This window comes from Petralouisia muris (assembly GCF_004793545.1).
Lineage (GTDB): Bacteria > Bacillota > Clostridia > Lachnospirales > Lachnospiraceae > Petralouisia > Petralouisia muris.
Genome location: NZ_SRYA01000031.1, coordinates 24,602 through 40,114 on the forward strand (window position 1 = coordinate 24,602; position 15,513 = coordinate 40,114).

Sequence of the window (15,513 nt, forward strand, 5' to 3'; positions counted from 1 at the left end):
GGTTTTCAAAATATCCTACCACCTGCTTGCTTCAAGCCGCTTTTCAAAAATTCTGTATATCTCCCTGTCTGCCCATTCCACATATTCCCTGATGTCGATCAGCTCCTTCAACTCATAAATTTGCAAGCGCATGAGCTGTTCTATCCGTTCAGGAGTATTTTCTCCCTGACCTGTCAGTTTTTCAGACAGCTTTTCCCTGATTTCTTCCTGTACAGCCTGCGGCATTGCGGATATATAGTAAGGCGGAAGATATGGCACACCTCTCTGCATGGCTGCATCTTCATATTGATAGCTTTTTTCAAAGTCAAGCAAAAATTTCCGTATCTGGACTCTGGCTTTTCCCCTGTTTTCTTCACTGACAAGTTCCGTCAGCCCGTCAAAGAACTGAACCAGTTCGCATTTTGTAAAGCCCATGTTTGCATACTCCTTTCGTACTGCAATCCTGCATTCATCATTCTATCTGAATGACATACCCTGCCCATGACGGACAAATATGTAAACAGCCAGGCATCCGCCCGGCTTTGAAATATCTTACCTTTACACTTATCACTGTCATCTTCTGTTATCGTTGTCATTCTAACGAATACGCCCGTATTTTCTGCCTTTTTTAGAAACAATCGTTCCCAAAACAACAAGTACGGATAAAGCCAGACATACGCCCGCTGCTACAAAAATTTTAACTCTGCACATATTTACCACCTTTTCCTTATTCGTTGTATCTGTCAAACACCCCCACCTGCACCTGTACCCCCTCTGTAATCCGGTCAAGTGTTTCTTCATCAACCTTTCCCATGTGTTCAATGATGCGGTCAAAGTTCAGCGCTGTCACCTGTTCGCATAGTGCGATGCTGTGCTGGTCCAGTCCGTCCGTCTTATATGACGATATGAATACATGGGTGGGCAGGTTCCGTTTCTTGTAAATCTTCGTAGACAGCGGAACTACTGTAATGACAGTGCTGTGCCTGTTTGCCCTGTTGTTGCTGACTACCACCACGGGGCGCATACCGCCCTGCATACTTCCCTGATACTGTACGCCCAAATCTACATACAGTATATCGCCTCTCCTTATCTTCATAAGCAGCCTCTGCCCCCGCCCCATATCGGTCTTTCCTTATCAGCAGGACGCTTTGTTGTATCATAGATATGGTACTGCATGGTAGAAAGCTCAAAAAAGCCGACACCGATGTTGGCAGCGTCATACATAAATTCTTCCAGATCGGACTCGTCCGCTGTTATATCAGCCATGTTCTCCACGACAACCGTATCATACTGCCCGGTAATTAGACGGGTAATCAGCATATTCACCGCATCCCTGTCAATATTCCTGTTCGGTCCCTTGTTGACGATAGTTTCATTCATCAACGCTATCCCTGCCATGCTGCACTTCTGTCGGTTCTCCTGAATGATCCTGCGGATATTGCTTTCTGACTTGTTGGAGTTCATAAACATGACTGCCTGATGCACCAATACGCCGACAGCGATACTTTTCACATTACTGCACATGATAATCACCTATACTTTCTTCTATTTTCGTTGACTGAAACAAAAGAGAAGTTTTTGCCGGCTTTATCCTCTCATACAGGAAAGCCTTGTCTGCTGTTACTCAATAACTGCAAGGCTTGCCTGTATCAGAGGATAACGTGGCATTTCTGCCACATTAACCCTCTGTTTCATCTGAAAATATCAGATTACGCTCTCGCTTGTCCCCGAAACGGGTAACATACACTGGGACGGCTCCATCCCACACTGCGCCTCCGTCATGCCCAGCCAGACGGAATCCACAGGCAGCCACTCCCGAAAAATGCTTTTCGCTGAAATTCCAGTGCCGTTCTATCTCATTACCTCTGACTGCCATGCCAGTAGGCACAATCCTCTGCTCCATACCTTCACGGGCAACAATGTTATCCATTGCAGGTACATCTTCGCACGAAACGGGATTCTGCCACCCCTTTATCCCTGCATAAGCATAGACGGATAAAAAGGCGAAAATAAAATCAGGTGTATGCGTGTCCTATTGAATTGTTTTGGCTTTTTCAAACCTGCAACTATCATAACTGAAAGGGAGTGGTTTTCAGAGTGCCAGTATCCGCTATTTGTAGCCGATATACGCCACCTTGACTATCAGACAGAAAACAAAAAAGACCAGACTCCAGATATAATCTGTTGTCTGATCTCTTTAAAGTTGTTAATCATTCTTAATTATCATACAGCGTATTAAAGTTATGCTTCTACTACGACAGCATTATATTAAGATGGCTACACTTATTGACTTATAATTTGATTATCATATGCACTTACAGCATCTTGTCTTTTCAAGTATTCTTTATTAATCCGCTGAGTTTCATCCTTTCTATCCAATATATCCTGCTGTATACGTTTTGCCTCTTGACGCTTTTGTAAATATTCTTCCAAAAGTTCTTTCTGTCGCTCTTTTCTTTCATTACTCCTTTTGTAAAAACTATCTTGTGATCGAATACCAAATTCAGAATCTGCGGAAACCGGCCAAGCGTCACCCCTGCATTGTTCTAGCGTATCACCAACTGTCAACATGACAGATGCATTCCTTGAACCATACGAACCCCCTAAATCACGCTTAATCCAACTCAAAACCTGCTCCTTATATTCAGGATCATCTTTCATTCTCTTAAAAGCAGCCTCAGAAACATTGACCGCTGCATTACTAACTGTCGCATGCATAGTAATTTCTGATAACTCCTGATAGAATTCCTTCTTAAATGCTTCCAGTTCTTCTTCAGGAGTCATTGCTTTAGTTTGTTCAACATCGCTTGCCCCAGTAACAGACAATTTTTGTGCAAAAGTCTTTTCTTCCCTTTCAGTTCGATTTGATCCTGTACTTGTTGGTACAATCTCTCTTTGATAATAGTTGTTTTGTACTCCTAACGTCATAACACTATTCTCCTTTCTCAGAAATAATAATTTTTGCAATATCATTAAAAGTGTTAAACTTTCGTTCTCCAATCGCACTTTCTGGTACTCTTATTCCAAATTTTTCTTCCACAGTTTCCATAAATATAATCATTTGATAAGGCTCTATACCAAATCGCTCTGATAAAAGAGGATAATCTCTCGCCTCATCAGGCAGTGTATTTATGTCTATACCAAATAATTCTACTAATATTTCTGCCAATAAAGTCTTTATTTGATTTTCCATATTTACTTCCTTTACAACTTTCATAAAACTTCCATTTCAACATTTCCATTTAGAGTATCAATAATATATTGTCCCATACTATCCATTTCCGTTTCAATATATATTTTATCCTGTTCACTTAAAACTTTTTGTAATTCACTCTTTACATTTTTAATGTCATCCATATTTCTTCCTAAATACTCTATTGCTAATGGACGATTTATGGTAAATACATCTTGAATGTTACTACTTAAGTAAAAACAATCTATATCCAGCATAAATCTATACTTGACAATTTGCTTCAGCTCATAAATATATTTATCAGAAACATTGCTGCCATATAAACACATAATTACAAAATCTGGATTTATTGCATTTAATATTTGAAATGCATGAATCCCAAAATGTCCGGGTTGTACTTTACTGATAGGCATTATTTCCCCAGGCACTCCAGTGATAATCAAGTCAGGTTTGCATTTTTTCTCAATCTTTTTAATAAAACGATTATATAAAATAATTTTATATTCAACTGGTATATCTATGTTCATAAAGGCGGGAAAACTATACACATTATGTAAAAATACACTATTGCACCTAGAGGATACTAAAACCACATTATATCCTTGATTTTCAAAATATTGTTTCACTGCTAATTGTGCTAAAAACTTATCTGTTCTTTCACCAATCCCCATTACACATACTAAGGGAGTATTTATTTCAGATAATTCAAAAGAGCTATCATCAAGTTCAATATTTTGATCCTTTTGTGTCAAATCAATATATTTTCCTGAATATGTTTCAACCAATCCTGCTATCCTATTATATATTTCCGTATTGACATGTCTGGATAGCAGTATTTGCTTATGGTGTTTTAGCATTTCTTCTACAATTTCTAATACATAATCTTCTTGTATATCATTTATAGAATCTATGATCCAAATTGCATCAATTATCCGATAGTCATTCTCTGATAATGATTCCTGCACTTTAAATTCAGAAAACTGATTTTTCTCTACTGCCCACCCTTTGGGAGTTAATAGAATCATTGGCTCTATGTTTTCTATCATAGATTTATATTTTAAATACGGTTGCATCTCCTTATCATATGGAAATGCTACTACTCGTAATATTTCATTCAAATTTATTTCCCCCTCTCTTAACTAAAATGATAGCCATGCTCCCTTAAAGTACAATACTCTTTTAATTGTAATTCACAAGACAACTTCATTCTTTCGCATCGCTCCAGCCGCTTTTGGGATGACAAAGAATTTCCATCCTCCATACCTGCTGCACATAAATTGCAAAAATCTCCTGCCCAACAAGTCCTGCAATTATCGGCAGTTAACTTTCCAATGTTTACTAAATCATTAATTTTAGAAATATTAAAGCCATTATCCAAATCTCCTAAAACAAATGCCTCACAGCTTTCATTCACACGTTCACAAGGATAAAACTTTTCATCAACGTTAACAAATAGTCTAGTGGCACCTGCAATACACGGTCCTGACGGATGATATACTTTACCTCTATTTCCTTTTGCAATAATTTTCTTATGAATATTCTCTTTCATTGCTGCAATTTGTGTTTCAGTCAATTTGGATACATATTTCTTATCCAATCGTCCAATCAAATGCAAGTAAGCCTTAAACATTTCATATCTGTAGTTCATATCAAATGCTTCTGTATAGTGAATTGCATTCTTGGAACTATTTTGATTTAATGTTGTAGATCCCACTAGCGCAGACGTAATAAAATCATATGTAAAGAAATTACTACTGCATTGGTAATCGTTCTTCTCATCCAATACTGCATTAAAGCTTACATTGTTCATATAGAACGGATATTTTTCTTTTATATAGTCAATATTTTTCATTATTACATCGAAAGTTCCTTTGCCGCTTTCTGCGAAAACACGGCTATTATCTTGGATTGACTGTGGTCCATCCAAACTAATTGTTAAATTAATATTATTCTCGCACAAAAACCTTATGATTTTATCATTTAACAACGTTGCATTTGTTGTCATGTTGTATCTAACTTTTTTACCACTAAATGCTTTATTAGCATAGTCTATAATTTCACTTATAAGTTCTACTTCAAGTAATGGTTCTCCACCATAAAAACTAATTATTGCTGTTTCGATATTTCCATTATGCTTTCGATAAAAATCAACTGCCTTTTTTGCAGTTTCAATTGACATTCTTTTTTTAGTATGAACTCTATTAATATACGTGCCAGAATATACACAATATTTACATCTTAAATTACAATTTTGTGTTACCTGTAAAATCAACTGGTGGACATTATTTTCCATGTAATCTTCTATGTGATCTGCTGCAGCATGTTTAATTTCCGCATCTACGTTGCAGGATTCTAAGAATCCCTGACTTTTTAACTTATTTATTTTATCTAATGTCGCACTATCTATTTGCGAAAATATAATCTTTCCCGTAATAAGTTTTTCAAGATTCAAATACAAATTACTATCTACACGAATTATTGATGCCGTATTAACATCGAAAATATAGTATGCTTTCACAGTTTTAAACAATTTTATAAATGGTAATTCGCTCATTCTACATTCACTCCTTTGTAAGTAGGTGCAGAAATGTAACAATATACTTCTGCACCCACCCATTGCATTTAATTCAGGCTTCCGCCAAACAGATTACAATGCCCACCCACCGGATATTGCAGTTGTTAATCCTTTGGAGTAATTCTGCAAATATACAGTGTTTGTTGCTGTGGTTGTTGTACAATTGTAGCATGGAATAGATGAGCAAAGCGAATTACAGCTGCAAGCAAATGCCACCAATGTACCATCCTGAATTTTAGCTTTTTTGCCTAAACTCTTTTTCATACCCTTTTCCTCCTTTCTCGTGAATTTGTAGTGAAACCACGGACAAAGGCTCCCTACCGTTTAAATATAGCATTAGCAAAATAATTTTCAATACGCCTTGCAGAAAGTGACCTGATTTTGCAGAAAACGGACACTTTGAACTACTATACATTCAAACAAAAAGAGCCAGACTCCAGATTTAATCTGATTGTCTGACTCTCTGTATACCATTATTCAGCTATTACAGGACATCAATATTTCTTCGCCCTTTATAGTGCATTCAAATTATCCAAAAACTTCTCGTAAAACACACGTTCCTTTGCCACAAACTCAGGATGCGCTGGTGGAGATATTGGATTATAAATTCTCTCCAAAATTTTTTTAACCATAGCTTTTGCTGACTCAACAGTATTTCCCAAGAAATCGGAACTAAGCTGTTCTTTACCTTGTTCAACATGGATAACCAATGCTGTTGATATTCGGTTCATTGGAAATGGATCAATTCCTGTATCTTTAAGAGTTTTGTCATATGCTTGCATGACTTCTTCTGAACAGGGCAGCTTGAACGTATCCTCTTGTTGCTTTTCATATGTATCAGTGTTGTCTATTTTTTTGCGCATTACTTCTGAAAAGCATTGATTTTCCTGCTTCTTAGCCGGATTTACCCCCACCAAATTTGTTGAATTATAATTTGTATCAATCCTCATGACTTGCACCTACTTAATATTAATCCATGTTGACATAGTATTCCACGGTGAGTTGTAAGAGGTTGCCTGATATTTAAATTGACCTGATGCGTTCATTCCACTCAAATCCCATAAATACAACCATCCATCCACAATCCTGTCATTGTTGAAATCCAACGATGCATAGTCAATTGCCTTAACCTGCGTTCCACAATAAGTAGCATAATCCCTTCCTTCACCATTCTTTTGAGTCACAACATACATTTCGGCGCCGCCATGATCCACCAGTGTTGTATACTGATTTCTGGGAATATCTTCATAGCCACCTTGCGTTGAGCGTACCTGAATAACCCCTACATACGAAACTGGTGCCGCAGGTCCTCTTGCAACAGTTCCTTTATTGTCAGATGCTTCAAACTCTGCCTTCATATCCTGAATACGCTCATCCAAGTCACCATTCTCATACATCTGCTGTAATCTTCCCGTACCTTCAAAAGTAATTGTTACCTCGTCAGAAACTACTACATTATCCGGCAACTCCTCTGCAGCCATTACCGGAATGGTGAATACATTGAGTATTGTCAAGCAAGACAACACCATTGCCAAGATACTTTTTTTGAATCTCATATTATATGCGTGAAAGATGCATAATGCACACAAAGATATTCTTATGAATGTTTGTATATTGTCTTCATATCAAGGTAATCAATTTTTCTTGTGATTTTTCTGAATTTGCTCAATTATAGTTAACAATTATCTCTCGAAATAAATTGCAATATAGGCATATTGTTAGGGAATTTCATTTCCCTAACAATATCCAGATTAGATTCCATACAGTCTAATTCATTCATAACTGTTTTGTTATTTATGAAATCCATACTCAAAATCCGAAACACCATCAGTTCCTCTTTTGTATAAATGTATATAACCAAATTTAAAAGACTGCCTAAATTCCTTAAAATTCAGACTGTCTTTCAAATATAATTCATTCTCAATATTTACTTTTTTTCTAAAAAATCATACGCACTCAAAATCTTATTATATTTCGCATACCCTGAGAGGTTATTAGCGTTATACTGCATATCCATCAGTTCCTTTATAATATCTGCGAAATTCTTCTTTGTATCAGACACACTGCTGTCGGTGAACATTCCCGTCTTATATACATCATTGTCCAGCTTACCCTCATCCACCAAATAAGAATTTAATGCAAGCATTTCCTTTTCTGTTGCATTTGATATATTCACTTTTGAGGGATCAATTATCTGTTCACTTTCCTTTCCATCGGCTGATGTTGTCACTACTCGTAACAGCGGACTGTCTTTCGTGTATGAATCCGCTTTATACACTGTCACATTTGAGCCATCTGGTAAAGCTCTCGAAGTCAATCCACCAATTTTCAGGTTAAAAGTTCCAGCATACGAAGAAGCTGTTGTTGAATTTTGGACCGAATTTTGTTTTTTAGCAGACTGCCTTTTTATACCTGCCAATCCACTTCGCATAGCTGAGTTTGTCGTATTCAAACCACCTATATTCATTTTATTATTTCCTCCAGTTTATAAAAATGTTTTTTATATAATAAATTATGGGGTAATATTCGTTACATTACTTATGATACCGTAAACTGTGCATTAGCACTTACTGTATTATGCGGGAAATTGATCGACGTAGTCGAATATGTAAATGTATGTGTTCCAACTACTGCCGGTCCGCAATTCCAATACTGCCGGAAAGCATATACAACATTTCCTGTTCCAGTAATTAAATCCTCATCTTCCAGCGTAGCACTTCTGCCGTCCCACTTTGCGATTTCGTTATGACCGTAGCCGACAACATATACTACAACAATAACATCGCCGCTATTATCTATATAGGCGCCTTCAATCTTGACACTTGACACTGTTGGAGCAGGTCCTCTTGCCGTCACCCCGTCGTGAGTATACTCAACATTATCAAGTTTAATGTCTGTACCCTTATCATTACCCTTCTCTGCTGCAAACGCAGTCATAGAAAACATCATTACAAATGCCAGTGTAAGTGCCAAAGCCCTTCTTATCTTTTTTAACATAATATCAATCCTTCTTTCTTTAAAATAGTTTCATATTACCCCATAATTATTAGCAAGTTTTGACTTTAAGTTGACTGTATTCATTTTTCCTCCTTTGCTTATAAGTATATAGCGAAAATTTTTTATATCAATATACCTTGCAGAAAGTGGACTGATTTTGCAGAAAACGGACACAAAATATTGAAGTAATTTCATAATAAATTATGAACTTATACTATTACCAGCTTTACCAGACCTTAATGTTAAAACTGCTCTATCTAAATTGATATATCATCCTCCTTCTATCCTCTCGCAATTTTCAACGACAAAACTGTAATAAATTCCTCCGGGCTTGGCAAACGCCCTGATCCAAACAAGCTATTCCACTTATATCTTGTTTCCTTATTCAAAAAACCAATCATAATAGCTCTCTCCATTTCCTCTCTGATCTCACTTTCACTTTTTCCTTCTCTTTTAGCAATCTTCTTAATTGCTTTTTTGGCAGCTCTCTCACTCATTTCTTTCTCCTTTCGGTACTATAACTTCTTATCCATAAGTTCCTATAACTGATATGTTAATTTTAACTAATGTATACTTAATTAGTCAAATATTTTGTGTCTACATATTATGACGCTATTCGACAAAGGAGGTGCAAAATTGAATCCAAACGGATGTATTAAAATCCACTTAGGTGAACTGCTTAAAAAGTCTGGTTTAAGTAAAAACAAATTTTGTCAAAAGGCAGAAATTCAACGCTCTCAGCTAAATGGATATATGAATAATACCATTACCCGACTAGATACGGAAGTGCTTGTGCGAATATGTCGCACACTAAATTGCTCCATTGCAGATTTATTAGAGTACATTCCGCCAGATATTCAGTAATAAAAACAGTCTGAAATCACTAACACTATTTCAGACTGTTTTTATACACCATTCTACTATTCATATCCTTTATTATTCGAGTAGTGTTCTATTATACTAACCTACTTTTTCACGTTCTTGCCGAACAAATTCCTCAAAAAGCTCATTAAAAGTGTTAATTGCAGCAGATTCCTTTTTCCAAATCAAATAGGTAAAAGAAATTGGGGGTGTTATATCTTTTGGTTCTACTAATTTAATTTGGGATTGTTTCAATCCTTTTACAATATAAACAGGCAAATATGATACTCCCTGATCTGCTTTTATTAAATCTTCCGTAGAGCGTACAGAAGCTATGCTCACAAAATTAGCATCAGGATATAGCTTAATAATAGACTTTTCTAAATCCTCCCAATATGTAGGGTGATTATTCGTCAATATTCTATATTTCCGAAAATACTCTATTTCTGATGACAAATTACTGTTCTCACTTATATTTGGCACAGCAAGTTGTATTTTTCCCTCACATACATTTTTGTATTGAACCTTTTTAACAAAAGGTTCTTTCCTATCTATTCCAATATCATACTGTCCATCCATTATTGCCTGCGGTATATTATCCTCTGATACCGTTGTAGAAATATTTATATTAGGCTCCTTCTGAAAAAAAATAGGTAAAAATTTTGGAATCAAATAATTATCAATATATGTGGTAACAACAACCTTCAATGTAGTTTTGTAGCTGGATTTCATATTTTTGATAGCATAAAGTCCGTTTTCATACGTAGTTATGGTTTCTCTGGCAATCTTACAAAAAAATTGTCCTGCTTCTGTTAATGTTATATTACGACCAGATGTTTCAACCAGTTCAACATCCAAAAGCGCTTCAAGGTTTTTAACATGATTGTATACTGATGTTTGGGTTATAAATAATTCATCAGCAGCCTTTCGATAGTTTTGATATTTGGCAACAACCAGAAAAGTATAATACCATTCAAGATTCATATATAACCTCCTTTTTTTAATTTTTCCTTAACATATCGACGTATTATACCACAATAAACAATAAATTTCTATTGCAGAAATAATATTAAATTTTCTTATACCTAATCGTAATATCAACTTTTTCTTAACAATACGTTAAGATATTTGAAATTTTCTTTTGTCAGAATATGTAATATTATATACCAGACAAAAGAGAGGAGGACACTGTAATGGTAAAATTTCAGGACAACACAGTTCGAGACGGAATGCAGCAACACAATGTAAATAAAAACTTCCGAACCAAACTTAGCATTTTTGAACTCATAGGACAATCAAATGTTGATTCAGTTGAAATTGGTATGTGCGCATCAGAAGATGATTACATGATGATTTGCGAAGAAGCAAAAAAGTTAAGTAAACATCAGGAAGTAGTTGTGCTGACAAGACTTGTAAAACAGGATAATATTACTATCAGTTATATTGGAAAAGACGTAGAATTGAAAATCAGTGAAGATCGCCAAAAAGAAGTGCGGCAGCAGCTTTGCAAAATTGCGGGTGGAAAGGCGGTCATAGAAGAATGACAGAATGTTTAACACTAATGCAAGAGCTGTTTTTGCCACTGCTCCATCTCCTCATCATACAAAAATACATGAAAATATTTTGGGGACCGGGGAAACAGCATTTAAAAAGTTATATAGAATGGGGCATGTATTATGTTTTTCTCACTATAAACAATATTGGCATTGCTTTCCCACCCCATCTGCTGTTGCTTGGAAATGTTCTGCTGGTATTTTTGATTGGTTCTTCTACCCGTAAGAGAAGCTTAACGCAACGGTGTATATTTTCCATATTGATATGTACTGTATGGATGCTGGTGGAAGTTATCATTATGATGATATTAAGAACTGTCAGTTTTAACACAGGAACGCTTCAAGATGCCGGGAGCTTCATTTCTAAAATGTGTATGCTACTTTTATCAGTTGTTATAAGCCACTGTATCAAAAATAATCATTACTCTGAAATTCCGCTGCGTTATTTTTTGATTATTCTTCTGATACCATTCAGCAGCATTTATATCATGCACCATATCTTTCTAATTGCAGATATTCATAGCGAATATGCTATATTTTCTGCCACTGCCAGCTTTTTGTTTCTCGTTGTAAACTATGTTTTCTTTGAAGTCTATGATTGGATAAGCCGGGATGCCGAGCTGCGGCAACAAAACCGCCTGTATGCACAGCAACTTGATCTTTGCCGTCAGCAGGCGGAAGAACGTGAAAGTCTCTATCTTGAAATTCGTAGAATCCGGCATGATTTGAAAAAGCATCTTTCAGGACTGCTCGGAATGGTTCAGGCAAAACAGATAAACGAAACAGAGAAATACATATTGCAACTGCTAGATGTTGGTGTTGGAGATCGTCTGGCAGAAGTTTCCCGCAGTGGTAATATAGTTGTAGATTCCTTAATAAACCACGCATACACCTTAGCACAAAAAAATAATATTCAGTTTAATATCAATGTTCTAATCCCCGCATCACTCCCGTTTGAGAGCGGACATTTAGCCATAATTTTAGGGAACTTAATGGAAAACGCATTGGACGCCTGCCGGGAGATAAAAAATGAGAAGAAATTCATATACCTTGATATTTCTTATGCAAAGGAAGTTTTTCAGCTAATCATAAGGAACAATTATAAGACAAAGCGTAAAAAGGATAATATTGGTCACTATTTCACTACCAAAAGCAATACTATATATCATGGTCTTGGACTTTCATCAATAAGCCATGCCATCGAAAATTATCAGGGACAAATGGAAATAACAGACAATGACAATGTATTTCAAGTCATAGTTGTCATGTACGGTTCATACTCCGAGCGTAACAGATAACATATTATTGCTTTTCAATATCTAAAAAAGGAGTTATTATGGAACATTTAGCAACAAAGTTAGCGCATTATATACTTGAGAAAGGAATTATTACTGAGGATTTAATCGAGATCTACCAATATGGTTTTCAGTGCTTTTTAGAGCTATCTGTGAGTACCATATGCAGCATCATCATCGCCCTGTTTCTTGGTATGCTGCCGGAATGTATCTTCTTTTTCCTGCTTTTTATTCCTATGCGCTCATTTGGCGGCGGTGTACATATGAAAACATATTTTGCCTGTTTTATAGGCTCCTGTCTCATACTCACCTCTACCCTGTTGGCAGTAAAATATTTAACAATGCCACTTCTTATTGCTTTTGCGCTATACATATTTGCTGCCATTCTAATTCTGATCATAGGACCTATTGACCATCCAAATCGGGAAGTAGATGCACAGGATAACCGCACTTTCATTAAAAGAACCCATTTTACTATGCTTATCAGCTTTTTATTGGCTTTGTTCTTCGTTTTCACTCAAAACACAAGATATATGTTTCTTCAAGCAATCGTATTTACTTTTATATTCTCTACTTCCCTGATCGGACGATTGATATACAGGCAGCCTTAACTTTCTTCTTGCAAGACAGCCTGTATTTTATCCTGCCAGCTTAACATGACCTGCTTATACTGCTCTTTCAAACAATCTGGCACTTCATAATCAAGTTGGCAAATATTATCATAATCCTTCCGTGGCAATAGATCTTTATTATCATAAAACCACTGCCAGCGCCAATTACGCAGCAGACTTTCAGCCATGCACTCCGGCGAAGAAAAAATTTCATCAACTATCATTGACAAGTTCTGTTCTTCCTCTTTGTTTAATAAACCGATTAAAGACACATAACCCACCTGATATATATACGCAATATGGTAATTTTTAGATTTTTCGAGAATATCCGAAAAAATACTTATTAACTCTTTATATTTATCCATTTCACACTCTCCTTAGTTCATTGCCGCAATGTGTATAAGCCACATTTCCCAAAAGTTTCAAAATCTTTCCGAATTTATATAAACAGTTTAACCACTGTGTAAACCTATATGCATAAAATGTCTTTTGCACTCATTTTATAATAACAAAAAAATATTTCCATTACATTACCTTTGCAGAAAATGGCTTTATATTGCAGAAAACGGAAAAGAAAGAACTAAAAACCTTCTTCCACTTTCTGCACCCATTCCTTTACTTTTTCAACAACATCCTGCTTTCTCTCAAAATGCAGATAATGCCCGCCATCCAGCCGCAGCACTTCACTCTTATCCGTTTCTGTAATGACTTCTTTATGCAGCGTTTCCCATGATTCCATCAGCTCACAATTATCCCCTGAAACGAATTGTAATACCGGGATATTTTCAGGAAACGTCATATTCCTTACAGACTCCAGATTATCTTCCATATGTTTTATTTCATTCATAATATCTTTGCCATATGCGAAATCCATAGATAAAATACGGAATACTTCTAATTCTCTTTCAGAATATGGATAGGTAGTATCTGCATAAATTGCATTTTCCGGACGTGCTATTGAGCATAGCCGGGTAATTCCCAATACATTCGTTGCTTTTTGAAAATACGCCACGAGCTTGTTCAGCGTTACCATGCTAATAGGGAGTGGTTCTTCATCAGACTGTTTGGGAACAGACGGATCAATTCCTATAAATCCCTGTACTTCCTGCGGATAAGCATTTGCCCAGTATAATGAATACAGACCAGAAAGCGAGTGCGGCATCAAATAATACTGATCACAGCCTAACTTTTGGGTACATTCATGCAGTTCTTCCACAACAACACCAATTTCCCGTTCTGTTCCAACGCTATCTGAAAGCCCATATCCAAACGGTTCTATGGTAATAACCCGGAAATCCTCTGACAGTTCTTCCGCCAATGGGAGAAATTCCAGAATCGGTGAAGCAGATCCCCATCCGGGCAGTAATATGATTGTTGTTTCATTACCCTCTCCTTTTACATCTACCACCATACTATGTCCGTCCACTTCAATAGCTTTTCCATATGCAGCTTCGATTTTGGACTGCTCTGCTTTCTTGCAGAAAAAGTTCCAAACCAACAATACTGCAGCAACTCCCAATAAAATCAGGAATATCCATTTCATAATCCTTAATACTTTTTTTCTCATGTTGTTCTCCTTTTCTTTTTTATATCTGTCTTTATTACCTTTGGTCAAAATAAGCATACAGCCAATCTCTGAAAACACAATCTTCTTTATCCTGTCATTATTGACCGAATATCCGGCTTCGTTGCTTTCTTCGATTAACTCTGAAGCATTATCAATGCATATCACTTATTCTAATCTTCATTACTTCCATATCCCTCTTTAATCAGAAACTTTTTAAGCACCTCTCTTCCACGCCGCAGTCTGGTTTTTACTGTTTGGGGATTCATCTGAAGCTCCTGTGCAATCTCATCCACTTTTTTGTACTGGTAATAGTAAGCTACAAAAATTTTCCAGTCCGACGGCTTTAATTGTTTTAAAATTTTTGCTATGATTCTCTGCTGCTCTCTTTGGACGATAAGCTGTTCTATGCTATTGTCAATTATCAGAATATCATCCATTAACTGTAAATTCTGCACTTTGGCGGCTCTTAGCCAGTCTTTGGCTTTATTCCTTGCAATGACTGCTATGTATGCTTTGATGCTGCTGTATGCTTCATAGTTAATTCTTTCAGCCGTATTCCATAGTGCAATAAATGTGTCTGCGACCACCTCCTCCACATCTTCTTTTGTTCCCTTTGAGCTTAATAGGTTCCTGACAATGGCAGTGATATAAGCACTATACAGATCGATTATTTCCTCAAATGCCTTTTCATCTCTGTTCCGAAGTTTCCTTAGTATGCTCTTTTCGTCCATTCCCCCAAATCCTATCTGCTCAAATTTTTCATCAATACGATACTTGTAAAAATTGGGTTTCACTTTCAGACGAAAAAACAAAAAATCTTTTCATTACTGTCAAAAATTTCATACTACAATACATCTTGCAAAAAGGCGCATAGAATCCCCC

The 15,513-nt window shown here is 36.3% G+C and carries 22 protein-coding genes; 4 read left to right on the top strand and 18 right to left on the bottom strand.

Annotated features, from left to right (window positions below; translation table 11 throughout):
* Positions 1 to 15 precede the first annotated feature (15 nt).
* The 14 genes from E5329_RS15455 to E5329_RS15520 all read right to left on the bottom strand — a co-directional run bounded on the left by E5329_RS15455 (position 16) and on the right by E5329_RS15520 (position 9,241).
* Positions 16 to 414 (bottom strand): hypothetical protein, encoded by a 399-nt coding sequence (locus tag E5329_RS15455; protein ID WP_135990384.1) that lies wholly within the window; start codon positions 412 to 414, stop codon positions 16 to 18.
* Positions 415 to 706: 292 nt separating this feature from the next.
* The gene (locus E5329_RS15460) at positions 707 to 1,075 is read right to left on the bottom strand and encodes a type II toxin-antitoxin system PemK/MazF family toxin (protein WP_135990385.1); all 369 of its coding nucleotides are present in this window, start codon (positions 1,073 to 1,075) and stop codon (positions 707 to 709) included.
* Positions 1,072 to 1,503 carry a hypothetical protein gene (locus E5329_RS15465; RefSeq protein ID WP_135990386.1) on the bottom strand — a complete coding sequence of 144 codons (432 nt, stop codon included), beginning with the start codon at positions 1,501 to 1,503 and terminating at the stop codon, positions 1,072 to 1,074. Before E5329_RS15465 ends, E5329_RS15460 begins: the two co-directional genes overlap by 4 nt.
* A gap of 154 nt (positions 1,504 to 1,657) precedes the next feature.
* A complete protein-coding gene (locus E5329_RS15470; protein WP_135990387.1) occupies positions 1,658 to 1,909 on the bottom strand; it encodes a hypothetical protein in 252 nt (83 codons plus the stop codon).
* A gap of 353 nt (positions 1,910 to 2,262) precedes the next feature.
* Positions 2,263 to 2,907, bottom strand: a complete 645-nt coding sequence (locus tag E5329_RS15475) for a hypothetical protein (RefSeq protein WP_275443328.1) — start codon at positions 2,905 to 2,907, stop codon at positions 2,263 to 2,265.
* Between the two features lie 4 nt (positions 2,908 to 2,911).
* A complete protein-coding gene (locus E5329_RS15480; RefSeq protein WP_135990388.1) occupies positions 2,912 to 3,196 on the bottom strand; it encodes a hypothetical protein in 285 nt (94 codons plus the stop codon).
* Positions 3,193 to 4,290: a TIGR04066 family peptide maturation system protein gene (locus E5329_RS15485; protein ID WP_135990389.1), complete on the bottom strand. Its 1,098-nt coding sequence runs from the start codon at positions 4,288 to 4,290 to the stop codon at positions 3,193 to 3,195. The genes E5329_RS15480 and E5329_RS15485 overlap by 4 nt, the downstream gene beginning before the upstream one ends.
* A 17-nt stretch (positions 4,291 to 4,307) precedes the next feature.
* Positions 4,308 to 5,726, bottom strand: a complete 1,419-nt coding sequence (gene ccpM / locus E5329_RS15490; protein ID WP_168356645.1) for a Cys-rich peptide radical SAM maturase CcpM — start codon at positions 5,724 to 5,726, stop codon at positions 4,308 to 4,310.
* 93 nt (positions 5,727 to 5,819) lie between these two features.
* Entirely contained in the window at positions 5,820 to 6,011 is a 192-nt protein-coding gene (locus E5329_RS15495; RefSeq protein WP_135990391.1) for a CLI_3235 family bacteriocin precursor, read from the bottom strand.
* Positions 6,012 to 6,259: 248 nt separating this feature from the next.
* The gene (locus tag E5329_RS15500; protein ID WP_135990392.1) at positions 6,260 to 6,697 is read right to left on the bottom strand and encodes a hypothetical protein; all 438 of its coding nucleotides are present in this window, start codon (positions 6,695 to 6,697) and stop codon (positions 6,260 to 6,262) included.
* A 9-nt stretch (positions 6,698 to 6,706) separates the two neighbouring features.
* Positions 6,707 to 7,261, bottom strand: a complete 555-nt coding sequence (locus tag E5329_RS15505; RefSeq protein WP_168356646.1) for a DUF4879 domain-containing protein — start codon at positions 7,259 to 7,261, stop codon at positions 6,707 to 6,709.
* A gap of 413 nt (positions 7,262 to 7,674) precedes the next feature.
* Entirely contained in the window at positions 7,675 to 8,214 is a 540-nt protein-coding gene (locus E5329_RS15510) for a hypothetical protein (protein WP_135990394.1), read from the bottom strand.
* Positions 8,215 to 8,285: 71 nt separating this feature from the next.
* Positions 8,286 to 8,744: a DUF4879 domain-containing protein gene (locus E5329_RS15515; RefSeq protein WP_135990395.1), complete on the bottom strand. Its 459-nt coding sequence runs from the start codon at positions 8,742 to 8,744 to the stop codon at positions 8,286 to 8,288.
* Between the two features lie 281 nt (positions 8,745 to 9,025).
* Positions 9,026 to 9,241, bottom strand: coding sequence for a hypothetical protein (locus E5329_RS15520; RefSeq protein WP_135990396.1), 216 nt, complete (start codon positions 9,239 to 9,241; stop codon positions 9,026 to 9,028).
* A 139-nt stretch (positions 9,242 to 9,380) separates the two neighbouring features.
* Here E5329_RS15520 and E5329_RS15525 point away from each other — a divergent pair, with 139 nt between their 5' ends.
* A complete protein-coding gene (locus E5329_RS15525) occupies positions 9,381 to 9,608 on the top strand; it encodes a helix-turn-helix domain-containing protein (RefSeq protein WP_275443329.1) in 228 nt (75 codons plus the stop codon).
* 96 nt (positions 9,609 to 9,704) lie between these two features.
* On the opposite strand, the gene E5329_RS15530 is transcribed toward E5329_RS15525, so the two are convergent.
* On the bottom strand, positions 9,705 to 10,589 hold the full coding sequence (locus E5329_RS15530) for a LysR family transcriptional regulator (protein WP_135990398.1): 885 nt from the start codon (positions 10,587 to 10,589) through the stop codon (positions 9,705 to 9,707).
* A gap of 209 nt (positions 10,590 to 10,798) precedes the next feature.
* Between E5329_RS15530 and E5329_RS15535 the strand changes: the two genes are divergently transcribed.
* From E5329_RS15535 to E5329_RS15545, 3 genes are read left to right on the top strand one after another with little or no spacing between them, the layout of a single operon-like run.
* On the top strand, positions 10,799 to 11,149 hold the full coding sequence (locus E5329_RS15535; RefSeq protein ID WP_135990399.1) for a hypothetical protein: 351 nt from the start codon (positions 10,799 to 10,801) through the stop codon (positions 11,147 to 11,149).
* A complete protein-coding gene (locus tag E5329_RS15540) occupies positions 11,146 to 12,456 on the top strand; it encodes a sensor histidine kinase (protein ID WP_135990400.1) in 1,311 nt (436 codons plus the stop codon). Before E5329_RS15535 ends, E5329_RS15540 begins: the two co-directional genes overlap by 4 nt.
* Before the next feature lie 38 nt (positions 12,457 to 12,494).
* A complete protein-coding gene (locus E5329_RS15545) occupies positions 12,495 to 13,064 on the top strand; it encodes an accessory gene regulator ArgB-like protein (protein ID WP_135990401.1) in 570 nt (189 codons plus the stop codon).
* On the opposite strand, the gene E5329_RS15550 is transcribed toward E5329_RS15545, so the two are convergent.
* The 3 genes from E5329_RS15550 to E5329_RS15560 all read right to left on the bottom strand — a co-directional run bounded on the left by E5329_RS15550 (position 13,061) and on the right by E5329_RS15560 (position 15,362).
* Complete coding sequence (locus E5329_RS15550) at positions 13,061 to 13,429, bottom strand: hypothetical protein (protein ID WP_135990402.1); 369 nt, start codon at positions 13,427 to 13,429, stop codon at positions 13,061 to 13,063. The genes E5329_RS15545 and E5329_RS15550 overlap by 4 nt on opposite strands.
* A gap of 215 nt (positions 13,430 to 13,644) precedes the next feature.
* On the bottom strand, positions 13,645 to 14,631 hold the full coding sequence (locus E5329_RS15555) for an alpha/beta fold hydrolase (protein ID WP_135990403.1): 987 nt from the start codon (positions 14,629 to 14,631) through the stop codon (positions 13,645 to 13,647).
* Positions 14,632 to 14,801: 170 nt separating this feature from the next.
* Positions 14,802 to 15,362, bottom strand: coding sequence for an RNA polymerase sigma factor (locus tag E5329_RS15560; RefSeq protein WP_135990404.1), 561 nt, complete (start codon positions 15,360 to 15,362; stop codon positions 14,802 to 14,804).
* Positions 15,363 to 15,513 lie beyond the last annotated feature (151 nt).

Coding starts and splice junctions, on each gene's coding strand:
- E5329_RS15455 (WP_135990384.1), bottom strand. CDS start 414: ATGGGCTTTACAAAATGCGAACTGGTTCAGTTCTTTGACGGGCTGACG.
- E5329_RS15460 (WP_135990385.1), bottom strand. CDS start 1,075: ATGAAGATAAGGAGAGGCGATATACTGTATGTAGATTTGGGCGTACAG.
- E5329_RS15465 (WP_135990386.1), bottom strand. CDS start 1,503: ATGTGCAGTAATGTGAAAAGTATCGCTGTCGGCGTATTGGTGCATCAG.
- E5329_RS15470 (WP_135990387.1), bottom strand. CDS start 1,909: ATGGATAACATTGTTGCCCGTGAAGGTATGGAGCAGAGGATTGTGCCT.
- E5329_RS15475 (WP_275443328.1), bottom strand. CDS start 2,907: ATGACGTTAGGAGTACAAAACAACTATTATCAAAGAGAGATTGTACCA.
- E5329_RS15480 (WP_135990388.1), bottom strand. CDS start 3,196: ATGAAAGTTGTAAAGGAAGTAAATATGGAAAATCAAATAAAGACTTTA.
- ccpM (WP_168356645.1), bottom strand. CDS start 5,726: ATGAGCGAATTACCATTTATAAAATTGTTTAAAACTGTGAAAGCATAC.
- E5329_RS15495 (WP_135990391.1), bottom strand. CDS start 6,011: ATGAAAAAGAGTTTAGGCAAAAAAGCTAAAATTCAGGATGGTACATTG.
- E5329_RS15500 (WP_135990392.1), bottom strand. CDS start 6,697: ATGAGGATTGATACAAATTATAATTCAACAAATTTGGTGGGGGTAAAT.
- E5329_RS15510 (WP_135990394.1), bottom strand. CDS start 8,214: ATGAATATAGGTGGTTTGAATACGACAAACTCAGCTATGCGAAGTGGA.
- E5329_RS15515 (WP_135990395.1), bottom strand. CDS start 8,744: ATGTTAAAAAAGATAAGAAGGGCTTTGGCACTTACACTGGCATTTGTA.
- E5329_RS15520 (WP_135990396.1), bottom strand. CDS start 9,241: ATGAGTGAGAGAGCTGCCAAAAAAGCAATTAAGAAGATTGCTAAAAGA.
- E5329_RS15530 (WP_135990398.1), bottom strand. CDS start 10,589: ATGAATCTTGAATGGTATTATACTTTTCTGGTTGTTGCCAAATATCAA.
- E5329_RS15535 (WP_135990399.1), top strand. CDS start 10,799: ATGGTAAAATTTCAGGACAACACAGTTCGAGACGGAATGCAGCAACAC.
- E5329_RS15540 (WP_135990400.1), top strand. CDS start 11,146: ATGACAGAATGTTTAACACTAATGCAAGAGCTGTTTTTGCCACTGCTC.
- E5329_RS15545 (WP_135990401.1), top strand. CDS start 12,495: ATGGAACATTTAGCAACAAAGTTAGCGCATTATATACTTGAGAAAGGA.
- E5329_RS15550 (WP_135990402.1), bottom strand. CDS start 13,429: ATGGATAAATATAAAGAGTTAATAAGTATTTTTTCGGATATTCTCGAA.
- E5329_RS15555 (WP_135990403.1), bottom strand. CDS start 14,631: ATGAGAAAAAAAGTATTAAGGATTATGAAATGGATATTCCTGATTTTA.
- E5329_RS15560 (WP_135990404.1), bottom strand. CDS start 15,362: ATGGACGAAAAGAGCATACTAAGGAAACTTCGGAACAGAGATGAAAAG.